General features: G+C 75.7%; 11 protein-coding genes. 6 read left to right on the top strand and 5 right to left on the bottom strand.

From position 1 onward, the window contains the following. Positions 1 to 125 precede the first annotated feature (125 nt). The 3 genes from BJP40_RS00540 to BJP40_RS31220 all read right to left on the bottom strand — a co-directional run bounded on the left by BJP40_RS00540 (position 126) and on the right by BJP40_RS31220 (position 2,413). Complete coding sequence (locus BJP40_RS00540; protein WP_071277563.1) at positions 126 to 863, bottom strand: response regulator transcription factor; 738 nt, start codon at positions 861 to 863, stop codon at positions 126 to 128. Positions 864 to 954: 91 nt separating this feature from the next. Continuing rightward, positions 955 to 1,614, bottom strand: a complete 660-nt coding sequence (locus tag BJP40_RS00535) for a spermidine synthase (protein ID WP_071277579.1) — start codon at positions 1,612 to 1,614, stop codon at positions 955 to 957. A gap of 556 nt (positions 1,615 to 2,170) precedes the next feature. Continuing rightward, positions 2,171 to 2,413, bottom strand: coding sequence for a DUF1877 family protein (locus BJP40_RS31220; RefSeq protein ID WP_226962461.1), 243 nt, complete (start codon positions 2,411 to 2,413; stop codon positions 2,171 to 2,173). 306 nt (positions 2,414 to 2,719) lie between these two features. Here BJP40_RS31220 and lon point away from each other — a divergent pair, with 306 nt between their 5' ends. Next, a complete protein-coding gene (gene lon / locus BJP40_RS00525; RefSeq protein ID WP_071277559.1) occupies positions 2,720 to 5,170 on the top strand; it encodes an endopeptidase La in 2,451 nt (816 codons plus the stop codon). Between the two features lie 72 nt (positions 5,171 to 5,242). On the opposite strand, the gene BJP40_RS35085 is transcribed toward lon, so the two are convergent. Next, on the bottom strand, positions 5,243 to 6,463 hold the full coding sequence (locus tag BJP40_RS35085) for a LuxR family transcriptional regulator (protein WP_071277558.1): 1,221 nt from the start codon (positions 6,461 to 6,463) through the stop codon (positions 5,243 to 5,245). 185 nt (positions 6,464 to 6,648) lie between these two features. Here BJP40_RS35085 and BJP40_RS00515 point away from each other — a divergent pair, with 185 nt between their 5' ends. From BJP40_RS00515 to BJP40_RS00495, 5 genes are all read left to right on the top strand, one after another. Then, complete coding sequence (locus tag BJP40_RS00515) at positions 6,649 to 9,606, top strand: M4 family metallopeptidase (RefSeq protein ID WP_107416657.1); 2,958 nt, start codon at positions 6,649 to 6,651, stop codon at positions 9,604 to 9,606. Between the two features lie 445 nt (positions 9,607 to 10,051). Then, positions 10,052 to 10,813 (top strand): response regulator transcription factor, encoded by a 762-nt coding sequence (locus tag BJP40_RS00510; RefSeq protein WP_226962460.1) that lies wholly within the window; start codon positions 10,052 to 10,054, stop codon positions 10,811 to 10,813. Further along, on the top strand, positions 10,810 to 12,429 hold the full coding sequence (locus BJP40_RS00505) for a sensor histidine kinase (RefSeq protein WP_226962459.1): 1,620 nt from the start codon (positions 10,810 to 10,812) through the stop codon (positions 12,427 to 12,429). The genes BJP40_RS00510 and BJP40_RS00505 overlap by 4 nt, the downstream gene beginning before the upstream one ends. Positions 12,430 to 13,197: 768 nt before the next feature. Further along, positions 13,198 to 13,566 (top strand): cupin domain-containing protein, encoded by a 369-nt coding sequence (locus BJP40_RS00500; protein ID WP_071277554.1) that lies wholly within the window; start codon positions 13,198 to 13,200, stop codon positions 13,564 to 13,566. A 196-nt stretch (positions 13,567 to 13,762) separates the two neighbouring features. Beyond that, positions 13,763 to 14,266, top strand: a complete 504-nt coding sequence (locus BJP40_RS00495) for a MarR family winged helix-turn-helix transcriptional regulator (RefSeq protein WP_371258577.1) — start codon at positions 13,763 to 13,765, stop codon at positions 14,264 to 14,266. A 196-nt stretch (positions 14,267 to 14,462) separates the two neighbouring features. On the opposite strand, the gene BJP40_RS00490 is transcribed toward BJP40_RS00495, so the two are convergent. After that, positions 14,463 to 15,245 (bottom strand): protein phosphatase 2C domain-containing protein, encoded by a 783-nt coding sequence (locus BJP40_RS00490; protein WP_071277552.1) that lies wholly within the window; start codon positions 15,243 to 15,245, stop codon positions 14,463 to 14,465. Between the last annotated feature and the right edge of the window lie 183 nt (positions 15,246 to 15,428).

Below are 15,428 nucleotides of genomic sequence, written 5' to 3'. Positions count from 1 at the left end.
GTCCGCCGGGGTCTCCCGCCGGGTCGCCGAGGCCCCCGGCGTGGTCCTCGGGTGCGGCACCCGGGGCGCATGCGCCGCTGCCCGGCCTGGCGGGGGACCCCCGGCGCCCTCGCCGTCGGCCCGGCTCACGGCGCCGGGGTCTCCAGTGCGTAGCCGACACCGTGCACGGTGCGGATCCGCTCGGCGCCGATCTTCCGGCGGAGCGCCTTGACATGGCTGTCCACGGTCCGCGTGCCCGACGCGTCCGCCCAGTCCCACACCTCTGCCAGAAGTTGCTCGCGCGACAGCACCGCGCGCGGCGTGTTGGCGAGGCAGACCAGCAGGTCGAACTCGGTCGGCGTCAGGTGCACGTCGTCGTTCCTGACGCGGACCCGCCGTTGCGCGTGGTCGATCTCCAGCTCGCCCAGTCGCAGGATCCCGCTGCGCGGGGTCACCGCGGCGAGCGCGGCGCGCTCCATGCGGCGCAGCAGCACGTGCACCCGCGCCACCAGTTCGCGCATCGAGAACGGCTTGGTCATGTAGTCGTCGGCGCCGACACCGAGACCGACCAGCATGTCCGTCTCGTCGTCCCGCGCCGTCAGCATCAGGACCGGGACGGGCCGGTGGGCCTGCACGCGGCGGCACACCTCCAACCCGTCGAAGCCGGGCAGCATGACGTCCAGGACCATCAGGTCCGGCTGCCACGCCTCCGCGGCCTCGACCGCCGAGGGGCCGTCCGGCGCCGTCTGCACCTGGAAGCCCTCGGCCCGCAGCCGTGCGGAGATGGCCTCCACGATGGTCGCGTCGTCCTCGACGACCAGGACCCGGCGCTGGGTACCCGGCGTGGCCGCGTTGCCGGTGTGGCTGGTGTGTGCGTGCTCCATGCCCCGCCCCTGTCGCGTCCTGCGCGAGCCTCTAGATCCGTGCGTTTCCGTTGGTCGAGTCAACAACATAAAGGCAGTCGAGGTGCCGCGGCTACGCGGGGCGAACACCGAGGTGGACCACGTCCGGTACGCCTCGGGCAACCGGGATCTCTTCGGTCCTTACCCCGCTGAATCCGGCATTCCGCAAGGAGTCTTCGAAATCCTCGGACGGCTGTGCGGACCACACCGCCAGCACTCCGCCGGGGTTGAGCCGCGCGGCGCAGGCGGCCAGCCCCGCCGGTGCGTACAGGCCGTCGTTGTCCGCGGTCACGGTCCAGTCCGGCCCGTTGTCGATGTCCAGGCACAGCGCGTCGTACGTCTCGGACGAACGGTGCAGCCAGGCCACCAGATCGGCCTGGACCAGGGCGGTGCGCGGGTCGGCGAGCGCCCCGCCGGACAGTGCGCCGAGGGGGCCCTCGCGGTGCCAATCGATGACGGCCTGCTCGCGTTCCACCACCACGATCCGGCCCCATGCCGGCTGGGCGGCGGCGTGCGCGAGCGAGAAGCCGACCCCGAGGCCGCCGATGAGCACGGAAGGCTCCGGGCGCCCGTCCAGCGCGCGCAAGGCCGCGTCGATCAGCAGGCGTTCGGAACGGCCGTCCGAGGTGTCCATCAGGAACGTGCCGTTGGCGATGATCTCGAAGTGGTCACCGCGCTGCCGCAGCACCACCTCGCCGTAAGGGCTTTCACGTCGGTCAAGCGTCACAGGCATGGCCTTCACTCTAAGCGCGCCGACCGCTCCGCAGGGGCGACCTGACACCGCGGGCGTGACCTCCGTGTGACCTTCCTCATGGGCGCGGCGGCGCTGATCGCGTCGGGGGCGGCGAGGGGCCGAGGGGCGGGGGCCGCGTTCCGGAGGTCCGCAAGCCGCCGCGTTCCGGGTGCCGAGGCCGAAGGAGGGACGGCGAGGCTCGTCCGTCGCGCGCGAGCCGCCGGGCCGCCTGGGAGGGCGGAGCATCCACCCTCCGCACGTTTCCAGCCAGAAGGCTGCCGCACCCGCCGGCGCCCCACAGCGTCGTCGCGCCCGCTCGTGCGGCGGCCGGCGACGCCGGGCCGGAACGCCTTCCGCGCCCTTTCCCCGTTGGCCGCTTCGGCGTTCGGTCTGCCGCGGCTCGGGAGGGGCCGGCCCGGGGTGTCCTGTGAGCTGTGCAGCGACGCGTGACCGATGGTTGATCTGGGGTGATGCAGGGACGTGTGGGTCCGCCCGGCTCGGAGCCGAGCAGTTCGCCCCGCCTCCTTCAGGATCCGCCGCGGAGCGGTGAGGGTCGTCAGTCCAGCCGGACGAGCATGGCGTCCCCGGCGTCTGCCGCCGCACGGAAGAACGGAACCATCGCCTGGTAGTGGCTCGTCACGTAGTCGAGCGACTCTCCGCACCCCCAGAGGACGGTCGGGTAGATCTCGGCCTGGGCGAGTTCTGCCGGACGAACGCCTTCACTGGAACGCGCGTACCGGGGCGACGCCCTCGAACCTCGCTGCCCAGGCGTCCGCCAGCGGCATGCGGCATGCGGCATGCGGCATGCGGTACTCGGACCCGCCCCGGTCGGCATGCGCGACCTCGAACCCGTCCGCCGGTGGCCCGGTGACCCGTCGGCAGTACCCGCAGCGCACCTGCCACGGCCGGCCCTCGCGTTCCGCGACGCCTGAGAACTCCCACCCCGCGTGAGAGCGCATGCAGAGTCACGCGGGCCGTCGCAGGGGTCAGAGCGGCAGACACCCGGGCTGATCGCCCACAGCGAACGCCCGCGGGCGGCGGGAACATCAGGCGGCTCACATGCATTGAGTCCGTAGAGCTCAACTTGCCTGCCTAAGGGGAGATCATGGCTGCCGCACTGCCGTCCGCTTCGCTGACCCTGCCCGTCCTGCCCCTCGACGACGAGGTGGTGCTGCCGGGCATGGTGGTGTCCCTGGAACTGTCCGACGCAGACGTGCGCGCCGCCGTGGAGGCGGCGCAGGCCGCCGCGCGGGGCGGGGGCGCCAAGCCCCGGGTCCTGCTGGTGCCGCGGATCGACGGCACCTACGCGGGGATCGGCGTGCTCGGTACCGTCGAGCAGGTCGGCAGGCTCTCCGACGGCGACCCGGGCGCACTGATCCGGGGTGTGCGGCGGGTACGGATCGGTGCGGGGACCACCGGGCCGGGCGCCGCACTGTGGGTCGAGGGGACGGCCCTTGACGAAGCCGCCCCCGATCCCCTGCCCGGCGCCGTCAGCGAACTCGTCACCGAGTACAAGGCCCTGGCCACCAGCTGGCTCCGCAAGCGCGGAGCGTGGCAGGTCGTGGACCGCGTCCAGCAGATCGACGGGGTCGGTGCCCTCGCGGACAACGCCGGGTACTCGCCCTTCCTGACCCCCGAGCAGAAGGTCGCCCTGCTGGAAGCCGTCGACCCCGTCGAGCGGCTCAGGCTCGCCACGCAGCAGCTGCGCGACCACCTCGCCGAGCAGGACGTCGCCGAGTCCATCGCCAAGGACGTCCAGGAAGGCGTCGACAAGCAGCAGCGGGAGTTCCTGCTGCGCCGCCAGCTCGAAGCCGTCCGCAAGGAGCTGCGCGAACTCGACGGCGGTGGCGACGGCGACGCGTCCGACGACTACCGGGCCCGGATCGAGGCCGCGGACCTCCCCGAGAAGGTACGTGAGGCCGCTCTCAAGGAAGTGGACAAGCTGGAGCGGGGCAGCGACCAGTCCCCGGAGAGCGGCTGGATCCGCACGTGGCTCGACACGGTTCTCGAACTGCCGTGGAACGAGCGGACCGAGGACCGGTACGACATCAGGGGCGCCCGCGCCGTGCTCGACGCCGAACACGCGGGCCTCGACGGCGTGAAGGACCGCATCACCGAGTACCTCGCCGTGCGCAAGCGGCGCTCCGACCGTGGCCTGGGCGTCGTCGGGGGACGGCGCGGCGGCGCCGTCCTCGCCCTCGTCGGGCCGCCGGGCGTGGGCAAGACCTCCCTCGGCGAGTCCGTCGCCCACGCCATGGGCAGGAAGTTCGTCCGGGTCGCGCTCGGCGGCGTGCGGGACGAGGCCGAGATCCGGGGCCACCGCAGGACGTACGTCGGGGCGCTGCCCGGCCGTATCGTGCGGGCGGTCAAGGAAGCCGGCTCCATGAACCCGGTCGTGCTCCTCGACGAGATCGACAAGGTGGGCTCGGACTTCCGGGGCGACCCGGCCGCCGCTCTGCTGGAGGTCCTCGACCCGGCGCAGAACCACACCTTCCGCGACCACTACCTGGAGGTCGAGCTCGACCTGAGCGACGTCGTGTTCCTCGCGACCGCCAATGTCCTGGAGGCCATCCCGGACGCCCTCCTCGACCGGATGGAACTCGTCCGTCTCGACGGCTACACGGAGGACGAGAAGATCGTCATCGCCCGGGACCACCTGGTGCCCCGCCAGCTCGACCGTGCGGGGCTGGCGGAGGACGAAGTCGTGATCGAGGAGGCCGCGCTGCGCCGGCTGGCGGGCGAGTACACCCGCGAGGCCGGCGTGCGGAACCTGGAACGGGCCGTCGCCCGGCTGCTGCGGAAGGTCGCGGCGCAGGCCGAACTGGGGGAGCGGACGCTGCCGTCCACGGTGGGCGCAGACGACCTGCGCGGGCTCATCGGGCGGCCCCACCACGTGCCGGAGTCGGCGCAGGACCCGGCCGAGCGCCGTACGTCCGTGCCCGGTGTGGCGACCGGTCTCGCCGTCACCGGCTCCGGGGGTGACGTGCTCTTCGTGGAGGCGTCCCTGGCGGATCCCGAGACCGGTGCCGCCGGGCTCACCCTCACCGGCCAGCTCGGTGACGTCATGAAGGAGTCCGCTCAGATCGCCCTGTCCTTCCTCCGGTCCCACGGCGCGGAGCTCGAACTGCCCGTCACCGGGCTGAAGGACCGGGGGGTGCACGTCCACTTCCCGGCGGGCGCCGTGCCGAAGGACGGCCCCAGCGCCGGCATCACCATGACGACCGCCCTCGCCTCCCTGCTCAGCGGCCGGCTGGTGCGGACCGATGTGGCGATGACCGGCGAGGTGTCGCTGACGGGGCGGGTCCTGCCCATCGGCGGCGTCAAGCAGAAGCTGCTGGCGGCGCACCGTGCCGGCATCACCACCGTCGTCATCCCGAAGCGGAACGAGCCCGACCTGGACGACGTGCCGGCCGAGGTACTGGACGCCCTGGACGTGCACACGGTGACGGACGTCCGCCAGGTCCTCGGCATCGCCCTGGCCCCGGCGTCCGCCGTCCCGGCGGGCGCCACCGATGCCGCCGGGACGGTCGGCGGCGCCCCGGTCGCCGTGGCCTGAACCACCCGCCCGCGAGGGCGCTCCGCCGCCGCGCGGACCGCCCTCGCGGGCCGCTCCGGCAGCCGCCGGCGGTCAGGGCTGGAGCCAGCCGCGGGCCGTCGCCCTGGCCCCGGCCTGGAAGCGGGTGCGGGCGTCCAGAGCGTCCAGGAGCCGGGTGATGCGGCGGCGCGCCGTGTGCACGTGGACCCCCAGCCGACGGGCGATGGCCTCGTCCTTCAGGCCGGCCGCCAGGAGGGAGAGCAACTCCCGCTGCTGTTCTCCGGCGGCAGCCGGTTCCGGCCCGGCCGGTGCCGGCTCCGCCCCCCGCCCCGCGCGGTCCGGGCCCGGCCTCCGCTCAGGGGGTGCACGGTCCGGGCCGGGCGCGTGCTCCGGCCGCGGGCGGTGCGCACCCGGCTCGTGCTCCGGCCGCGCACCTTCCCGGCCCGCCCCGCGCTGTGGCTGGTCGTACTCCCCGCCCGGCTCGTGCTCCGGCCGTGAACGGTCCGCGCCGGACCCGGGGGCCTGCCGCGGCCGGCCCGGAGGTGAGGCGCCGGACCACACCGCCTCGAACAGGGGAAGCAGGGCGTCCCGGAGCCGGGCCTCCGCGACCACCAGGGCGTAGGCCCCCGGGGCCCCGCAGGACGGTGGAAGCAGCGCCACGCGGTCGTCCACCGCGACCAGCCGCGTGGGCACCCCCGCCGCGGCGGCCCGCAGCCGCAGGCCCCGGCCGGTGAGGGCGGCCGTGCGCCGCCGCCCGGCGGGACACCCGAGGCCCGCCCGGTCCAGCACCACCCGTACCGGTACGCCTTCGGCCGCCCGCGCCGCCGCGAGGTCCAGCCAGGCCGCATCCGGCCGGTCGTCCATGACCAGCACCTCACGCCCGGCGCCCGCCACGAGTTCGCTCACCCGTTCCGCGATGGCCCGCACCCCGGTGACCGGCTCCACACCGCCGACACCGCGGGCCGCCTGCCCCGGCCCCGTCCAGGACGCCACGGCCAGCCACTCGGCGGTCAGCCGCAACCGGGCCAACTCCGCTGACCTGCGGTGGAGTTCCGCCTGTCGGCGGTGGATCAACGTGCGCAGCGCCGTCTCCGGCGCCGTCGGATGCGGCAGCCCGCCCGCGTCGGGCGGCTCGGCGGGCCGTGCGAAGCCGCTTTCCACGAGTCGTGCCAGCGCGGTATGCACCTGCTTCGGCGGGAGGCCGAGGAGCCGCGCCAGCTCCTCCACCCTGTGGGCCCGTTCCAGCAGCAACGCCTCGTACGCCCGCTCCTCGGCCTCCCCCGGGCCGAGCGGGGGCCATTCCCCCTGGATCATGCGTCGGATTCTCACCAGACGCTCAAGGGACACACAAGTGTGCATCCCCACTTCTCAACACATCTGGCTCATTGCCCACTTCGCGCCGACACCGCTTGCATGTCCCTGACCAGACGACCCGAACGGCTCTGACCAAGCACGCAGGAGGGTTACGGACTGTGCGCAACACCCGAAACTCACGGGGCATGGGCGAGACACGCAGCGGCATACGGAAGGGGGCTGCCGCGACCGGGGGAGCGGCCCTCCTCGCCGCGGGACTGCTGATCACAGCGGTCCCCCCGGCCCTGGCCGCCCCCGCGGCGGCCGGAGCGGCGGCACCGTCCGCCGCCGACGACCGGCCCGACGGCCCACACCCGGCTCTGGACGCGGTGCCGCTGCCGGAGACGGACACCCCCGCCCTGGTGGAGGGCATCCACGAGCCGGTGGACGCCAAGGCGGCCCCCGCGGACGCGGCACGCGGCCACCTCGCCGCGAAGGAGAGCCGCTACCGGATCGCCGAACCTCGGCGCGATCTCGTCGCCGTGCAGACCCTGAAGCGGGGCACCGAGGAGACCGTGCGACTCCAGCAGCGGCACCGGGGCGTCCCGGTGCTCGGCGGCCAGTACGTGGTCCGCATGGAGCACGAGGGCGGCCGGCGCGCCGTCACCGGCACCTCCGGCAAGTACTTCACGGGCCTCACGGCGGACACGAGGCCCGCCGTGTCCGAGGCCACCGCCGTGCAGCGCGCGGTGGCCGCGACCCGCACCCGGCTGGCCGGCGGCCGCCTCGCCAAGCCGGCCGGCGACGCCCGCCGGACGGACGGCCCGGCCCTGCGGGGCGACGCGAACGGCCTGGTGGTCGTTCCGCGCGGCGGCGGCGTGCTCACGTACCACGTGACCGTGCGCGGCATCCACCCGGCGACGGGGGAGCCGGTCCTCCAGCACGTGTACGTGGACGCCCGTGCCGGCTACCCGGTGCTCCAGTACACCGGCATCAAGACCATCGGTCTGCCCGCGAAGGCCCCCGCCGGGACGCCGTCGACGGGTGGGCCCGCAGCAGGGAAGTCCTCAGCGGAGCCGGGCGCCGCGAAGGCCGGCGCCGGGGCCCGGGCCGGGCGTCCCGCGGACGCCGTCGGCAGCGGGACGCCGGACGGCGCGCAGACCGGCAGCGGTGTCCGGCTCGACGGCACGAGGGTCGCCCTCAACATCCACCGGGCCGCGCCCGACGGGCCGTACGTCCTCAGCGACCGTGCCCGCATGGCGGGTGCCGGCAAGAACGCCCTCACCACGTGGGACGCGCGCGGCAAGGACGTCTACGACGTCGCCGGCACCTGGCCCGCGGGGCTGAAGGAGTTCGCGAGCACCACCCCCGACTTCGGGAAGGACGCCACCGACTCCGGGGCGGTCGACGCCCACTGGGCGGCGGGCGAGGTGTACGACTACTACAAGGAGCGGCACGGCAGGGACGGCCTGGACGGCCGCGGTTCCGCCGTCGACTCGCTCGTCGGCGTCACCGAGTTCGGAGGGCCGTACGTCAACGCCTTCTGGGACGGCACCAAGATGGTGTACGGCTCCGGCGACGACACGTACAAGCCGCTCTCCGCCGACCTCGACGTGGTCGGCCACGAGATGACCCACGGGGTCGTCGAGCACACCTCGAACCTCGTCTACGCCGGCCAGTCCGGCGCCCTCAACGAGGCCTTCGCGGACTACTTCGGCAACGCCATCGACGTCGACGCCTCCGGCACCCCGATGGACGACCCGGACGCCGGCCTCATCGGTGAGGACCTGTGCCGGGAGGCCGGGGCCCGGGAGTGCGCGCTGCGCGACCTCGACGACGGCGCCACCACCACGGGCCGCTTCCTCGGCGTCACCTTCGGCACCGACAACGGCGGCGTGCACCTCAACTCGACCATCTTCTCGGGCGCCCTGTGGGACCTGCGCCAGGACGTCGGGCCGGAGCTGGCCGACAGGATCGCCTACAAGGCGCTCACCGAGTACCTGACGCCGCTCGACGGCTTCACCGAGGGCCGCGCCGCCGTCCTCGCCGCCGCCCGCGACCTGGGGGCCGAGGCAGGACAGATGAGGGCCGTCACCCGGTCCTTCAACGCCCACGGCATCGTGCCCGGCTGGGAGAACGCGCTGGGCCTCGACAGCGACACCCTCCTGGCGAAGGTGCACACGCAGGGCGTCGGCGTCCAGGCGGGCGGCGACTGGTGGACGACGTCCCTGTCGAACGACGACGGCACGGAGGCGTACTCCGTCTACGCGGGCCGCGTCGACGGCAAGGGCGCGCCGAAGCTGATGAGCCCCAACGACGGCCGCTACCACGTGTACCCGGCGACCGACGGCCGGACCGTGGTGTGGGCGGCGTACGGCCCCGAAGGCGTCGACCTCCTGTCCCGGCCGGTCACGGGCGGCCCGGTGAAGCGGCTGCACACGGTCCAGGGCGACGTGGTGTCCCTGCGGGTCGAGGCGGGGACGACCGTCTTCGACATCGTCGACTACACGACGTTCAAGCGCCGCGTCGGCTACCTGCGGCCCGGTGACCGCACACCCACGTACGTCGACGGGGACCGGGACGACGTGGTGACCGGCCTGCCGTCGCTCGCGCGCGGCAGGATCGCGTACGCCGTGCTGTACCCGTCGGAGGACGGGGCGCAGGAGTACCGCCTCGGTGTGCGGGTCCTGGACCTCGGCAGCCGCCGCACCGTCCTGACCGAGCAGCTCGGCGAGGTGCAGGCCGTCGGCGGGACCGCGCTCAACAGCCGGCACGTGTTCTGGCTCACCGACGAGAACACGGACGACGCCGGGCAGACCGGCATCCGGCGGGCCGAGGCCGCGGACGGCTCCCAGGCGTTCGACATCAGCAGCGAGTACAAGCCCGGCGCGCTCGCCGCGACGGACATCACGGTGTCCGAAACGGCCGTCACCGTCGGCGCGGTCCCCGTGGACGCGGGCTCCGACGGGGTCCTCACCAACGCCGGGCTGACGAAGATCTGGCAGCTCACCACGGACGGCGCCCGCAAGCAGCGGCTGTCCTGCAACCGCGGGGAGCAGGTCTCCCCGGCCGCCGTGTCCGGCACCCGGGTGGTGTGGTTGGACGGCACCGCGGGCTGGTCGAGCGTCGTGACCCGCGGCCGCCCGGCGGGCACCTGCGGCTGACGGGCACCCGCCCCCCTCTCCGCAGCGCACCGGGCCCGCCCCGGCGGGGTCTCCGGGGGAGATACCCGCGGTCACCCCCCGGCGAGGCGACACGCAGCCGCTGCGGACGGGCTCCCCGGCGGTCCGAGCCCCCGGCCCCGCGGAGGGGCCGGGGGCGGGCCGGAGGTGGGGCGCCCCGACGGGCCCCGTGCGGCGGGAGTGAAGCCGACGCGGGGCGGGAGCGGGCCCGCGTGCGGCGCAGTGAGCCCCGTCCACCGCGCACGCGCGCCGGGCGGGGCCCGAGCGAGGCCCGCGCGCGGCCGCGAGGAGGACCGGTCGACCACCGAGTGAGGACCCCCGGCCCTGGCGTGCCGGGGGTCCTTCCCGCTGCCTCGCCCGTCCGGGCGGGGCGCGCGCAGCGCCTATGCTGAGGGCGCTCCAGAACGCCTGAGTGGGGTCCGGCCGTATGAACCGTTCAGCAGTGCACGTGATGATCGTCGACGACGAGGTCCTGATCCGGGAGGGACTCCGGCGGATCGTCGACGGGTTCGCGGCGGCCCGGGTGGTGGCGGTGTGCACCGGCTCCGAAGCGCTCGATGCCGCGAGGGAACACCGTCCCGACGTGGTCCTGCTGGACGTGCGCATGCCGGACCGGGACGGCCTGACCGTCCTGGCCGACCTGCGGACCCTGCCCGAACCGCCGGTCGTCGCCATGCTGACGACGTTCGACGCCGACGAGCACCTGACGGCGGCGCTCCGCGGCGGCGCGGCGGGCTTCCTGCTCAAGGACACCGCGCCGGAGCAGCTGGAGTACCAGCTCCAGGAGCTGGCTGCGGGCGGCAGCGTGATCTCCCCGAAGGTCGCCAGGACCGTGGTGGACGGCTACCTCCGTGCCGAGGGGGCCGGCCCGGCGGCGGAGAGCGGTGGTGCCGGGGCCGGTGCGGTCCCCGGGGCGAGCGCCGGACCGCAGGCGTACGGCGGAGGGGGAACGGGCCGGGCCGGGTCCGTGCCGGACGGCCCGCCGTCCGTGCTGGACGAGCTGACCGCGCGGGAACGCGAGGTCCTGGCCCTTCTCGCGGAGGGCCTGTCCAACGGCGAGATCGCGCAGCGGCTCTACATCGGCACGACCACGGTCAAGGACCACGTCAGCACGCTGCTCGGCAAACTGGGCGTGACCAACCGCGTGCAGGCCGCGGTCCGCGCCCACCAGTTGCGACTCGTACGGTGAGGTTCACCCGAGCGGCGCGGCTGCGCGTCCCGGCGCCCAGGGCCCCGTCGGGCCGGTCCGCGCCGCCGCCCCTCCCGGCGGCGGACGCCCGCACACCCGGCACGGACGGCGGTGCCCCGCCCCGCGCCGGCGCCACCGAAGGGGGCGCCCCCGCCGGGGATGAGGACGGCGGCGCCGGAGGCAACGAGCACCGGACCGACGGAGCACGGCGGGGCGACGGGGGGCCGGGCGTCTGGCGGGCGGCCGTCGACGCTCCGGGCGCCGGCCCCGCCGCCGCCGGGGGAGCCGGCCCCGGCCGCGGACGCTCCCCCGCCGACGGCGGTGCCGCGCGCGCCCCTTCCCGTGACGTGGCGGCTGCCGGTACGGCCGGGGCAGGGGAGCAGGGGCGGCACGGCTCCCGGGGGCGCGCTCCGCGCGGGGCCGGCGACGGGGACGGGCCGGCGGCCGGGTGCGGGAAGCCCCAGGGGCTGCGGCAGCGGGCCCTCGCCTGGCGGTTCGCGGTCGGCCGGTTCACCGCGGACCGGGTCGCCGTCGTGGCGGCCACCGCCGAACTGCTGACCGTCGCCGACGCGTTCAGCCGTACGACGCTGGCGGTGTGCGCGCTGGCGCTGCTCGCCCTGCCGCTGCGGCGGAGGCTGCCGCTCGCCGCGCTGTGCGCGACGCTCCCGGCCCTGCTGCTGGGGCACCTGTGGCTGCCCCCGATGATCGTGATGTACGAGATCGCCCGGGGCCGCTCCCGCCGCCGGCTCGCGTGGGGCGGCGGCCTGCTGTTCTGCGCGGCCGCGTGCCCCTGGCCCGTCGTCGACCTCTCCGCCATGACGCGCGAGGAGGTCCTCACCGCCGTCGAGGCCGCGGGACTGCTGAGCCTGGGGCCCACCGCCCTGGGCCTGCTGGCGGCCACCCGCGCCGAACTGCGCGCCCGGCTGGCCGACCTCACCGCGACACAGGAACGCGAACGCCGCCTGGAGGCGGAGAGGGCCGTCGCGGGCGAGCGCTCCCGGCTCGCCCGCGAGATGCACGACACGGTCTCGCACCACGTGGGCATCATCGCCGTCCAGGCGGGCGCCCTGCGGACGGTGGAGACCGCGGACGACTGGAAGCGGGAGACCGCGGAGAGCATCCGCCGCCACAGCGTGCAGGCCCTTGAGGAACTGCGGGACATGGTCGGGGTGTTGCGCGGCTCCGACACGGAGGCCGCCGCGGCGGCCGGGCGCTCGGGCCTGGAGGACCTGCGGCAGCTGGCGGCCGACAGCCTCCTGGACGTCGACGTGCGGCTGCCGGTGACGGCCGGGCCGCAGGACGGCGGGTGGCCCGCGGCCGTCGAGGCGGCGGTGTTCCGCATCGTGCAGGAGGCCCTGAGCAACGTGCGGAAGCACGCCCCCGACGCCCGCGTCGCCGTCCGGGTCGACCGCTCCGGCGACGGCCGGTACCTGACGGTGGAGGTCGTCAACGGCCCGCCCGCCCGGCCCGCCGCCGGTCGCCGGGACGCCCTGCCCCGCGGCGGCGGCCACGGCCTCGTCGGACTCCGGGAGCGGGCCGCGCTGCTGGGCGGCGGGCTGACGGCCCGCCCGTGCCCGGACGGCGGCTTCGTCGTGCGGGCTGACCTCCCGCTCTGACGCCGCCCCACCGACCGGAGGGGGCCGACCGGCGGTACCGGCGCCCCGGCCCGCGGGGCAGCATGGGGGCAGCCGGCCTGGGGGACCTGACCAGTCACGCCGGGACCCGAGGGGGAACTTCCGCGGCCGACGTCCGCGGAACGGGATCCCGCCACTCCGCGGCGGGCGTACCGGCACAGGCGTCCCGGCGCACCGGGGCAGCGGTGCGCCGGGACCCGTCCTCACCGCCGCCGCGCCCGCCCGGCTGCCCTTCCCCGCCCGCCTCCCTGCGGCCCGGCTCCTGCGGTCCCGCCGTGGTCCGTCGGCGTGTGCTTGTCGCCCCTGGCCCTGTCGACCGGCCCCCGGCCGCCCCGCCCGCCTTCCGGCGGCGCCCGGCTTTTGCCGTCCCGCCCTGGTACGCCGGTGGGTGCGCGCTGCCCCCGGCGCTGCCGGCCCCCCGCCGCCCGGCCTCCGGCCGCTCCGCCCGCCTTCCGGCGGCGCCCGGCTCCTGCCGCCCCGCCCGCCACCCGGCGGCGCCCGGCTCCTGCCGTCCCGCCCCGGTACGTCGGCGGGTGCTCGCTGCCCCCCGGCGCTGCCGACCACCCGCCGCCCGGCCCCCGGCCGCCCCGCCCGCCTTCCGGCGGCCCGCGCGTACGGTTCTCCGGGCTGCTCGTACGGCCTTCGCCGCAGGCCCGCCGCGCGCCGGAGCCGGCCGTGCCCGGGCCGGGCCCCGGGCGTAGCCTGGAAGCGGACTCGGGGCGACGACGATCCTCCCGGAGGCTGAAGATCATGGTCGGGATCCTGCAGAAGACCTTCGAGCAGGCGGACGAGACCCGTCCCTTCGAGGGGGGCAAGGGGCGCCTGGACCTGCTGAACACGGAGCACGGACCCGTGGGCCGGGCGGTGTTCGAGCCTGGCTGGCAGTGGTCCGAGCACATCAAGCCGATCGTCGGCGGCGACAGCTGCCAGGCCGCGCACGTCGGCTACTGCCTGAGCGGCCGGATGAAGATCGTCATGGACGACGGTGACGCGGTGGAGGTGGGCCCCGGCGACTTCATGGACGTCGCACCCGGACACGACGCGTGGGTCGTCGGCGACGAGCCCTGCGTCATGCTCGACTGGGCAGGCTTCGGCGACTACGCCAAGCCGCAGGGTTAGACCCCGGCCCACCGCCCGCACGGCTGCCTCCCCGCCCGGAGCCCGGCCGGGCAGCCCGCGCCGCCACGGCGCTGTCCCGACCGCCCCGCCACCGCGGCGACCACACCCCTGCCCGGACCGCACCCGCCCCGGCGGCTGCGGCGCCCTGCGAAATACTGGTGCGGCCGCAGGAACGTCCGCGGCGGAGAGGACTGGCGTGAGGGGCACGGACGTGGACGGCAGCGGCACGGGGCACGAGCCGGGCGGGCCCGAGGGCGCGGGCGGCGACGAGGCGTATCTCGCCCTCGAACGCGAACTCGCCGTGTTCCTGCGCCGCGCCCGCGCCCAGTCCGGCGAACTGGCCCGCGAGGTCCACCCGGACCTGGAGCCCGCCGCGTACGGACTGCTCGTCCGGCTCGACGAGGCGGGGGAGCAGCGGGCCACCGAGCTCGCCGGCTACTTCGGCGTCGGGCGGGCGACGATGAGCCGTCAGCTGCGCGGCCTGGAGGACCTGGGGATGATCGCCCGCACTCCCGACCCCGCCGACGGCCGTGCGTCCCTGGTGCGCCTCACCGGCGAGGGCCGCGCCCGCTTCCGGCGGGTCAGGGACGGCCGCCGCGCCCGGTACGTGCGCAAGCTGGCCGACTGGGACCGCGCCGAGGTGGCCGAGCTGGCCCGCCTGCTGCACCAGCTGAACACCCGCGCCGAGGCCCGCGACTGAGCCCACGGCCGGAGGCCGGTCCCGCCCCCGTGGCACTCCCGGACCGCTCGCGCCCCGCCCCGGCCCGCCGCGGCTCACCGCCGTCGTTCACACCCGGTGTCAGCTCGGCGGCCGTACGGGAGCGGCCCGCGGCCCCGGTCCGCCCGCCGCCGCACCACCGGCGCGGCCCCTCGGAGCGCCGCCCGCCGCCGCAACGTCACAGCTCCGCGAAGACCGCCGTGGCGTCGTCGTGGAGCTTCCACCGGCGGCTGCCGCCGGCGCTCGCGTCATACAGCTCCCGGGCCCTGACACGGTCCAGGAGGCCCCGCGTCCCCTCCTTCCGGAGCAGTCGGAGGCAGTCCTGCCAGTCGCCCTCGCCGAACAGTTCCACCCAGCGGGACGCCCCGTCGGTGAGCGCCGCGAGGGCGCGCACCTCCTGCCGGGGCGACACCCCCGTCACGGCCCGCCGCGCCACGGACGGGTCGGCCGCCGCCGTGAAGAAGCCGCCTTCCGCGTTGCGGTACCGGTCGGTGGCCTCGTGGGAGCGCAGCACCTCCCGGGGGACGCGGTCCAGCCGGTCGTCACGGACGGCCCGGACCCGGCCCGTCGGGGACTCCAGGAGCAGGACCGAGTCCGACAGCACCAGATGCTCCACGCGCCGTGCGTCCCAGCGCGCCAGGACCACGGTCGCCTGCGGCGTACGGACGTGAGAAAGGTCACAGGTTGAGCGGTGGATGTCCGCGGTGCGCCGGATTGCGTCCGCCAGGATCTCCGCGAGGGTCAGATCGGTCCGGGCGGAGCACAGTTCGGTCAGCGCACCGCCGAGGCGGGCCGTGAACCAGGGCACGCCGTGGACACAACCGTCCTCCCCGGCCGGGGGCGTCACCCCGTCGAGCACCACCACCGCGCCGCCACCGCCCCACGTCGGAACCACCGTGGCAGACCAGTCCTCGTTGGGCCGGCCGGCGGCGCCTGGCAGGGAAGCGGTCTCCGCGTACATGCGGGCCAGTCTGCATGACTCCTCCACGCGACGCGCCGCATGCCGCCAATGGCCTGTACCAGCAGGTCAGTCGGCTCGCCCCGGCGCCGGGCAGGCGCCACGGCGGGGCCGCGCGGCCGTCGCGGGAACATGCGGGCGCGCATCCTGCCAAAGCCTTCGCGTAAGGTCCAACCCGGCGCCCGG

This window comes from Streptomyces sp. CC53, from assembly GCF_001865245.1.
In the GTDB taxonomy this organism is placed as follows: Bacteria; Actinomycetota; Actinomycetes; order Streptomycetales; family Streptomycetaceae; genus Streptomyces.
The sequence above is the reverse complement of the archived record's forward strand: the minus strand, read 5'-3'. Positions and strand labels throughout refer to the sequence as shown.